The organism is Microcoleus sp. S13_C3 (assembly GCF_036700905.1).
In the GTDB taxonomy this organism is placed as follows: Bacteria; Cyanobacteriota; Cyanobacteriia; order Cyanobacteriales; family Microcoleaceae; genus Microcoleus.
Genome location: NZ_JAUBPT010000028.1, coordinates 51319 through 59665, shown reverse-complemented (window position 1 = coordinate 59665; position 8347 = coordinate 51319). Strand labels below are relative to the sequence as shown.

9 protein-coding genes are annotated in these 8347 nt (G+C 43.2%); 3 read left to right on the top strand and 6 right to left on the bottom strand.

Going from position 1 to position 8347, the window contains the following annotated elements:
* The first annotated feature begins 290 nt into the window (after positions 1 to 290).
* Complete coding sequence (locus QUA16_RS10715) at positions 291 to 1295, top strand: site-specific DNA-methyltransferase (protein WP_333108648.1); 1005 nt, start codon at positions 291 to 293, stop codon at positions 1293 to 1295.
* Positions 1296 to 1396: 101 nt separating this feature from the next.
* Here QUA16_RS10715 and QUA16_RS10710 read toward each other — a convergent pair whose 3' ends face one another.
* Entirely contained in the window at positions 1397 to 2206 is an 810-nt protein-coding gene (locus QUA16_RS10710) for an SAM-dependent chlorinase/fluorinase (RefSeq protein WP_333108646.1), read from the bottom strand.
* An 18-nt stretch (positions 2207 to 2224) separates the two neighbouring features.
* On the opposite strand from QUA16_RS10710, the gene QUA16_RS10705 reads away from it, so the two are divergent.
* Positions 2225 to 3073 (top strand): DUF3598 family protein, encoded by an 849-nt coding sequence (locus tag QUA16_RS10705; RefSeq protein ID WP_333108644.1) that lies wholly within the window; start codon positions 2225 to 2227, stop codon positions 3071 to 3073.
* Positions 3074 to 3227: 154 nt separating this feature from the next.
* Here QUA16_RS10705 and QUA16_RS10700 read toward each other — a convergent pair whose 3' ends face one another.
* From QUA16_RS10700 to QUA16_RS10690, 3 genes are all read right to left on the bottom strand, one after another.
* Complete coding sequence (locus tag QUA16_RS10700; protein WP_333108642.1) at positions 3228 to 3905, bottom strand: GIY-YIG nuclease family protein; 678 nt, start codon at positions 3903 to 3905, stop codon at positions 3228 to 3230.
* 279 nt (positions 3906 to 4184) lie between these two features.
* Entirely contained in the window at positions 4185 to 5048 is an 864-nt protein-coding gene (locus QUA16_RS10695) for an aldo/keto reductase (RefSeq protein ID WP_333108640.1), read from the bottom strand.
* A 224-nt stretch (positions 5049 to 5272) separates the two neighbouring features.
* Positions 5273 to 6067: an ABC transporter permease gene (locus tag QUA16_RS10690; RefSeq protein ID WP_333108639.1), complete on the bottom strand. Its 795-nt coding sequence runs from the start codon at positions 6065 to 6067 to the stop codon at positions 5273 to 5275.
* A 447-nt stretch (positions 6068 to 6514) separates the two neighbouring features.
* Here QUA16_RS10690 and QUA16_RS10685 point away from each other — a divergent pair, with 447 nt between their 5' ends.
* Positions 6515 to 7588 (top strand): radical SAM protein, encoded by a 1074-nt coding sequence (locus QUA16_RS10685; RefSeq protein WP_333108637.1) that lies wholly within the window; start codon positions 6515 to 6517, stop codon positions 7586 to 7588.
* 319 nt (positions 7589 to 7907) lie between these two features.
* On the opposite strand, the gene QUA16_RS10680 is transcribed toward QUA16_RS10685, so the two are convergent.
* Positions 7908 to 8039 carry a hypothetical protein gene (locus QUA16_RS10680; RefSeq protein ID WP_333181130.1) on the bottom strand — a complete coding sequence of 44 codons (132 nt, stop codon included), beginning with the start codon at positions 8037 to 8039 and terminating at the stop codon, positions 7908 to 7910.
* Between the two features lie 74 nt (positions 8040 to 8113).
* The gene (locus QUA16_RS10675; protein WP_333108635.1) at positions 8114 to 8245 is read right to left on the bottom strand and encodes a hypothetical protein; all 132 of its coding nucleotides are present in this window, start codon (positions 8243 to 8245) and stop codon (positions 8114 to 8116) included.
* Positions 8246 to 8347 lie beyond the last annotated feature (102 nt).

Genomic DNA, 8347 nt, shown 5'->3' with positions numbered 1-8347 from the left:
TAATCGCTTTAAATTCAGTTCCAATTCTAGTTGTTAACATTTCTTTACTTACCTTTGTTTTTTTATACCGACCTACTTACCTTGGCCGCAAATTGTTGTCTGGCTTCTTTGTAATTCATACCCCTCACAATTCATAAAAACGAACTGAAAGTTCGCTTTTTGAATGGTACGAAGAATTTACACACAAGACAACGTACTGAAAGTACGGATTTAGTATAACTGAGAGTACGAATTTTGATATAATGACAGTAGGCTGTGTCTGTTGTACCTTAAACTAATCTAAATTAAGCATGAGTAACATTTTGCCCGCCCCAATTTACACCACCCAATACGGTCAATCTTATTTGGGAGATTCTCTTCATCTCCTGAATAGTCTTGCTAGCAATTCTGTAGATTTGGTGATTACATCCCCTCCTTTTGCATTGCAACGCCAAAAGAGTTATGGAAATGAAGATCAAGATTTATATGTTGATTGGCTGCTGGGCTTTGCTCCGGAAATTAAAAGAGTTCTTAAGGATACTGGAAGTTTTGTTATAGACCTTGGAGGTGCTTATCAAAAAGGGATACCTGTACGCTCACTGTACAATTACCGCGTGCTTATTAGATTATGTGACGAATATGAATTTAAACTTGCTCAAGAGTTTTTCTGGTTTAATCCTTCAAAACTTCCCTCTCCTATAGAGTGGGTGAATAAAAAGAAAATCCGGGCTAAAGATTCTGTGAATACTGTTTGGTGGCTTTCCAAAACGAATCAGCCTCAAGCGAATATTAGTAAAGTCAAAGTAGAGTATTCTGAGAGAATGAAAAAACTTTTGAAAAATGCTGATGAATTTTACACGCCCAAAGAACGTCCTTCCGGTCACAATATTAGCGATCGATTTGCCAAAGATAATGGAGGTGCTATTCCATCTAATTTGCTAGAGATTTCTAATTCGGAAAGTAATTCTCAATACTTGCGTTGGTGCAAAGAGTTTAATGTTAACGCGCATCCGGCACGTTTTCCCCAAAAATTACCGTCATTTTTTATCAATTTTCTTACTGAACCGGGAGACTTGGTAGTAGATATTTTTTCTGGATCTAATACTACGGGTTATGCAGCAGAAGTATTATCAAGAAAGTGGATAAGTTTTGAAAAGGAAAAACAATATGTTGCTGCATCAATATTTAGATTTTTGCCTCAAGAATCTTTTTGGCAAGCGGATACAATATACAACCAATTGTTAACTGAGGAAGCATCAGGAGTGATTTTACCTCAAAATAGGCTCCTTTTTGAAGTTAATAATTATTGTTGTTAATTTGGCTAAATAGTCAAATTCTTATTCAGATATTAAACAGTATATTGAAATCGCTTCTACACGAACCAATTTCCAGCAGAGAGAAACTGAAAAAGATGGTTTTAATTGTTTGTGTCAAAAAGCAATTGCACGATCGCTCCGCATTCCAATTTTAATACTGATTGAGCGCTGCCGCCATTAACGGCAATTTCTACCCAACCGTCAGAACCAGTTATGGCAATTAAATCGCCCGGTTGGCTGTCGCTGTAGGTTTTACCGCTGGGGATGCGAATTGCATCAGAACTATTGCTAATTGTCAATGACCAATTGTTACCTATAATGCAATTATTGGGGATATTAGTAATTAGGTTGCCAAAGCGATCGACATATTGAATGCAGCCTGCTGCACCTGTGGCTGTAACGGCACAATTTGGTATCTCTAACTCTACTAAACTTGCAGGGTCGAGATCCTCCCCCAACTCTTCCAATGCCACCCCGTTGGCCAAGTGAGCGCCCGCTGCAGCGAAAATATCGCGACCGTGGAAACTGCTGCTGGGTTGAGGTGTGCGCCAGTATTTGGGGTTGGTGAGCTCGACAGATGCGATCGCACTTTCCCGACTCAACACCCCGCTAAACAACCCGTTATCCGGCCCGACAAGAAAGCAATTAGCACATTTAATCGCAACCGGGCGTCTCTTGCTTCCCACACCCGGATCGACGACAGCAACGTGTACGGTTTCCGGCGGAAAATAAGCAAAAGCAGTCATCAAACAAAACCTCGCCGCCGCAATATTTTGAGAGGGTATTTGGTGCGTAATGTCAATGACTTTTAACTGCGGGTTAATTTGGGCGATCGCACCTTTCATCACTCCCACATAAACATCGCTTAATCCAAAATCCGTAAGCAGAGTTATAATTCTATTTTTCGACATATATCCACAGGTAAAAATATGGTATCACAATGGGAAAACTTTCTGCAAAACTTGGGAGAATGGCACGGTTCCTTCACTCAGCTATCAACGCGAGGAGAGGTACTTCAAGATACTCCTAGCATTATTTCTCTCGAAGGTTTCAATGACAACAAAACTGTGCGATTGAAACTACGTCGGTTTTCCCCAAATCCTAGCGGTGTCGGCGAACCGGAAGTCAGCGAACTTGTTCGAGAATATCAAGCTTTGGGACGAGATATCCTGTTTTTTGAGAATGGAGCTTTTTGTCAGGGAACTATTCAACTAGCGCCTTATTCTGAGTGCGGTGCCGAGTTTGGTTTTATCTACAATTATCGTCGGTTGCGCTTCCCTCTGACATACAATACCGACGGCAATTTATCAAAACTTATCTTAATTCGGGAAAAGCAGCTTGATAAAAATGTCCCCGAACGTCCGCCTTTAACTGTTGACGATTTGCTGGGAGAGTGGGAGGGCGAGGCCGTGACAATGTATCCAGATTCGCGTTCTCCTGATACCTATTCTACCAATTTACAACTGCATTTGGATGGAGCCGATCGCCTAGTGTATAAAATTACTTTTGGCAGTAATCCTACCGTTATCAGTTCTAGCGGCAGGATTGACGGTTCAGTTCTGCACTTTAACGAAGGTGCTTCACCCGTGCAAGTTTTGCTCCTTCCTGACGGCGGTTCTTGCACTTTACCTGTCAAGATTGAATCCAGAAAACCTATATTTTTCGAGGCTGGTTGGTTAGTTGAACCTGACTTGCGATTTCGGATGATTCGCAGTTACAACGATCGGGGTGAATGGGTAAGTTTGACTTTAGTTAAAGAACGAAAAATTAGTCATTAGTAATTTAGTCATTAGTCATTAGTCATTAGTTAGTAGGGGCGGGTTTTACCCTAAATATTTATAGGTAACTCAGGAAATAGATAAACCCGCCCTTGGGATTTGATGCTCTTCCAGTCCACTTTACGGCGGAGGAAAGTTTATGTAGCAGCTAATTTTATTTGCGGGACTTTGTTTCCTGGGTTTGCGATTGAATCACCGCACTCCAATCATCATTGTTAACAGCCGCTTCCAAATCCTTAGCGCGTTCGCCGTCATTTTTGGCTGCTGTTTCTAACTCTTTGGTAAGACTAGAATCTGCCATTGCTTTACGCAATTTCAGCTTCTTTTCCTCATAAGCTTTTTGTTCTTCTGCAGACATTGCCGATCGCGCTGCTTGACCTACCGTAGCCGCCCACATTTCACTTTCAGCACCGTTCCCAGGCGGAATGCTGCCAATTTCTGCTATCCAAGCATCCCGCAAACTTTCCATTTCTTCCCGCTTCGGAAATTTGAAAGTTTGCACGCGCAGGAAAGCGCAATTTTCGACGCCATTTTGGGCGATGTGACCGTTGATTGAAAGCAGGATATTTCGCGAATAACCGATAAACTGAGTGTTGCGGGAAGTGTCCATTACAGCGTACACGCCGGCGACTTTCGCGTTAGTTGCCAAATCGCGCCAGGTATCGATCGACATTACTTGCGTGCCGTCATTTTCTAATTCAGAAATAGTCGCTGCTGCGCTGTGTTCTGCATCGGAACTGTATAAAAAGTTGTGCAGTCCTTCATGGGCGACAGGTACGTTTTGATGTTCAATTGCTACGTCTCGATCGGCATTCACTTGATTAGCTTCCATTAAATTCAATTCCTCAAAAAATGTCAATTTTACTCATTAAATCCCCCTTTCAGGGGCGGGCAAGATGCCCAACCCCTACTCCCCACAATAAAGTTCTCTTTGTGGAACAGGCATCTTGCCTGTTCTATTGCTTTTTTTGCCCTTATATAGCAATCCTAAATGAGATGTAGGGGTAGTGCTACCCCTACTCCCCGTGCCTACCCCAGCATCATGGGGGCAACCGGGCGTGGGTTTTGCCCCTACAAGAATTACACAAATGATGCGAGGATTGCTATATACTTAACTTACGGCAATTTGTTGCAATTCCTCGTCAGTCAATTTAACTTCGAGCGCCTGCACAGAGTCCTCAATACTCGATACTTTGGTCGCACCGGGAATCGGAACGATGCAGGGCGATTGAGCCATCAACCAAGCTAATACTATACAGTAAACAGAAACGTTTTTTTCTTCGGCTAATTTGGCGATCGCGGGCATATCTTGCAAGCTGGTGACGCGGCGGCTTCCTCCCAAAGGACTCCAGGGAAAAAATGTCAGTTTTTCGGTTTCGCAATATTCCAGAACCCCGTCTGATTCCGGCTGTCTGTGCCACGGATTGTACTGATTCTGCACGGAGACAACTTCTACTGTATCGCGGGCACGTTTGATCTGCTCTACAGAAAAGTTGGACACTCCAATAAATCGAATCATTCCTGCTTCTACTGCTTCTTTTGCAGGTGCTAGGGCTGCTTCGATGGTATAAGCAGGATCGGGCGAGTGGTACTGCCAAAGGTCGATCGGTTCCTTGCCGCCCAATGCTTCAAAACTTTCCCGAATTGTCTTGCGTAAATGGTGGGGGTTGCCATTGCGCGTCCACGCACCTTGAGGCCGCATTAAGCCGCCTTTAGTGGCGATAGTAACGGCGCGAGTATCTCCGGTGTACTGTTCCAAAGCTTTGGCAATCAACTGCTCGTTGTGGTGTTTATCAGATTGATCTTGGCAGTAGGAATCTGCTGTGTCAATTAGGGTGACACCCAAATCGAGGGCGCGGTGAATTACCGCCATTGATTGATCTTCGGGGGGCCGGCCGCTTAAGGACATTGGCATACATCCAAGACCGATCGCGCTGATAGTAAAATTACTGTTACCCAGTTTTTTTCTTTTCATTGGTTTGCCTTCTTGTGCATGGTTTATTTCCAGTTTACATTTCCAGGATAGGTTAAAATCTTACATTTATTTAACTATCTAAGTAAATAGACAAAAATATTTTTTAGATAAGCTGTTTTGCATTGAAAATGTATATTTCAATTCCCTATTCCCCGGTGTCAAATCCTCTCCCTCTCAAACATAATAGACAATCTAGATGTGCAGCAGCTTACCTACCTACTTAACTAGCTGGAAGCGCTGGTGTAAAAGCGGAGGGCAAATTGCCAGAAGTAGCGGGAGAAAAATAACAGCCCGATCGCCAATATTCCCGCCCCTGCGATCCAAACGATTTCACCTCTCCCCAGCATGGCTTCTGCAGGTACAGTCGTCAAGAAGGCAACGGGAACCACGAAAGTGAAGAAAAATCGATAAGCTGCAGGATAAGCTGCCATTGGAAATCTACCCGCTTCTAACAATCCTTTGAGGACTTCGGTAACGTTGTAAATTTTGACAAACCAAATGCTGGTTGCCCCTAACATAAACCATATACTGTAAAGAGTAAGAGTTCCGAATAACAGCGGTATTGCTGTTAAAAAATAGTTGCCGATTGCTACTCCCAATTTGTTGGCAGCATACAGCAGCAATACGGTGCCCAAGATTAAATCTGGCATTCCCCAAGGCGAAACTGTGTTTGCAGATAGCCAGAATTGGGAACTGATGGGTTTGAGGAGTACGAAATCTAGAGTACCTTGCTGCACTCGATCGACAATACGGCTGAGATTAGGTGCTAGAAACGTTGACGAAAACCCCTGCAAAATCGTGAAAATACCCAGTACAACTAAGGCTTCTTCCCATGAATAGCCCGAAAACGTGTAACCGGTACGGTAGAACAAAAACAGCCCAAACAAGCTGCCCGCAAGATTTCCGAGGCTGCTGATGGCCGCGAGGACAAAGTTGATTCGGTATTCTAGTTCCGCTGCGATCGCCGCGCCCCAGAACAATTTCAGTACGTGCAAATATCGTCCCATGTTTGTCGCCATTTTTTGCCGTGTAAATACTTAAATTCCCCTATTGTAAAGCTTGTGTAAAGTTAACTGCTGTGCGGGCTGCTCATTTCACTATAACAATAAATTATTGATACCGCTTACTTAAGTATTTTTAGTGATAAATAGTATTAAGTTATTTAACAAAATTTAAATAAAAATTACAATTATTAATTTAAGTCAATCTTAAGGCAATATATTTTGGCAATTATTAAGCAAGGTTCATGTTTTGACACAAAGTTCCGCTTAATTGATTGCAAATACTAATATGTTACAAGTCTTAATATTATAAATATTTGACAAACATCTAGCCAAACCCAAACGGAACCCTTAGGATGGGGCATACGTACTCAAAAGGAATACGTAATCATAAATACGTAATCATACGTACAAAATAGGGGTCGAGAAATTGACTTAAGTAACAACACGTAAGGAAAAAAAGACATGGATGCTTTAACATTATCGAGACTGGGCGTCAAGCACACCAAGAGTGCAGTAGCCGAATCGCTGCGGATCAATACAGGATACGACGTGACAAGCCCAGTCACTTTTTACGGGATTGTCAACGAGCACTGCAATGTTAAATGCCGCCAGTGCGAGTATTGGCGACTCAAAGAATATAAAGACGAAATGACGATCGAAGAATGGCAAAATGCCCTCTTGAGCGTCAAAGAATTTGTGGGCGAATTTTCAATCAACTTTAGCGGTGGCGAACCTTATATTAAAAAAGGTTTTCTCGACTTGCTGGCCTTTGCGAATAAAAATGGCATTCACGCCGGCGTCACCACCAACGGCTATTGCATGACCAGGGAAAACGCAGCCAAAACTGTAGCGGCGCGTCCTTTTAATGTGAATATGTCCGTTGACGGGCCGAATGCAGAACTGCACGATTATTTGCGGGGTCAACCGGGATTATTCGACAGACTTTCTAAAGGAATCGGTTATCTGCGCGAAGAACAAGAAAAACAGAACGTCTTGTTTCCGATCAACGTCAAACCGACAATTAACCGACTGAATTTCCGCCACCTCCCGGAAATAGTCACCTGGGCTCAGGGAATTGGGGCGACGACGGTCAACTTCCAACCAGTCAACCGCTGGACGCCAGAAACATACGAGGAATTGTGGATTGAAAAAGAAGACATGGAGGAATTTTCCCAAGTAATCGAGCGGCTAATTGAAATGAAGAAGAACGGTGCTCCGATTATGAACAGCGATGAAGTGTTGCGATTGATGATTCCTCACTTTGCCGAAGAAAAAGCTCCTGATTCAACTCGTCCTTGTCGCGTTGGACTCCGCAATTACTGGATTGATACGCGCGGCGATGTGAAATTGTGCGATGAGTTCCCGGTAATTGGTAATGTAAAAAATGCCAGCGCCCGCGAGATTTGGTACGGCGAAAAAGCTCAGGAAGTCCGCCGCGATACTTTGAATTGTGGCAAGCTTTGTCTGATTACTTGTGTTTCACAAAAAACGATTTTGGACAAGGTAAAAATGGGGATGAAGTTATTAAAGAATTGAGGTTTGAGCAGTGTTAATATTGCTTGTGCTTATGGTGACCGGGTTTTATCAGAAACCCGGTTTTTTGTTTGATGATGTATTCCCGTTCGGTTTTGCTAAAGGACAGGACAATGCCGTTTCCCTACGAATACAATGTTTTGTATCAGTCGTAGGGTGGCTGACGGGGAAAAATCATTGCACCGCAGCCCTTTACTATTGACTCTCACGCACGGCTTTACCTGACCAATAATTTTCTTACCAGCCACAGGATTCTGGGGGATATTTTTCTCGCCAGCGGCAGGATACCCAGTATCGGCGTTCCGACAAAAATATGATATTCTCAAGTTGGCGAGATCGCTTTTTCTCTTTGTCTTCCTTCTTCCTGCCGATTTTCATTTGTTCTCGATCGCGCTCTTTCTGCTCTTGTTCCTTTTCCTTGTATAATTCTAGTTGTTGGCGATCGCGCTAACATTCCCTCTCTTGCTGATCCCGGTTCAATTCCACCTGTGCGATTGCCACCATCCCGCGAATTGTGGATATCGACTGCTAGAACAAATATTGATTAGCAATCAGGTAGTTTAAGTTTTTTTCCATATCCCTTTCCATTCCCAAAAGAGCGATCGACCTTTCTATGCCAAAAAGAGCGATCGACCTTCCCAGACACAAGAGCGATCGCATTGCTTTTACTCAATCAGTATTGAAAACATCCTGCAAGTTACGATAACCACTAATAACGAGCAAAATCTCAATACCATCACCAACTATTTGATAAAAAATGAT

Bases quoted from the DNA above. Each gene is read 5' to 3' on its own strand.
- QUA16_RS10715 (WP_333108648.1), top strand. From the start codon at position 291: ATGAGTAACATTTTGCCCGCCCCAATTTACACCACCCAATACGGTCAA.
- QUA16_RS10710 (WP_333108646.1), bottom strand. From the start codon at position 2,206: ATGTCGAAAAATAGAATTATAACTCTGCTTACGGATTTTGGATTAAGC.
- QUA16_RS10705 (WP_333108644.1), top strand. From the start codon at position 2,225: ATGGTATCACAATGGGAAAACTTTCTGCAAAACTTGGGAGAATGGCAC.
- QUA16_RS10700 (WP_333108642.1), bottom strand. From the start codon at position 3,905: ATGGAAGCTAATCAAGTGAATGCCGATCGAGACGTAGCAATTGAACAT.
- QUA16_RS10695 (WP_333108640.1), bottom strand. From the start codon at position 5,048: ATGAAAAGAAAAAAACTGGGTAACAGTAATTTTACTATCAGCGCGATC.
- QUA16_RS10690 (WP_333108639.1), bottom strand. From the start codon at position 6,067: ATGGCGACAAACATGGGACGATATTTGCACGTACTGAAATTGTTCTGG.
- QUA16_RS10685 (WP_333108637.1), top strand. From the start codon at position 6,515: ATGGATGCTTTAACATTATCGAGACTGGGCGTCAAGCACACCAAGAGT.
- QUA16_RS10680 (WP_333181130.1), bottom strand. From the start codon at position 8,039: ATGTTAGCGCGATCGCCAACAACTAGAATTATACAAGGAAAAGGAACA.
- QUA16_RS10675 (WP_333108635.1), bottom strand. From the start codon at position 8,245: ATGCGATCGCTCTTGTGTCTGGGAAGGTCGATCGCTCTTTTTGGCATA.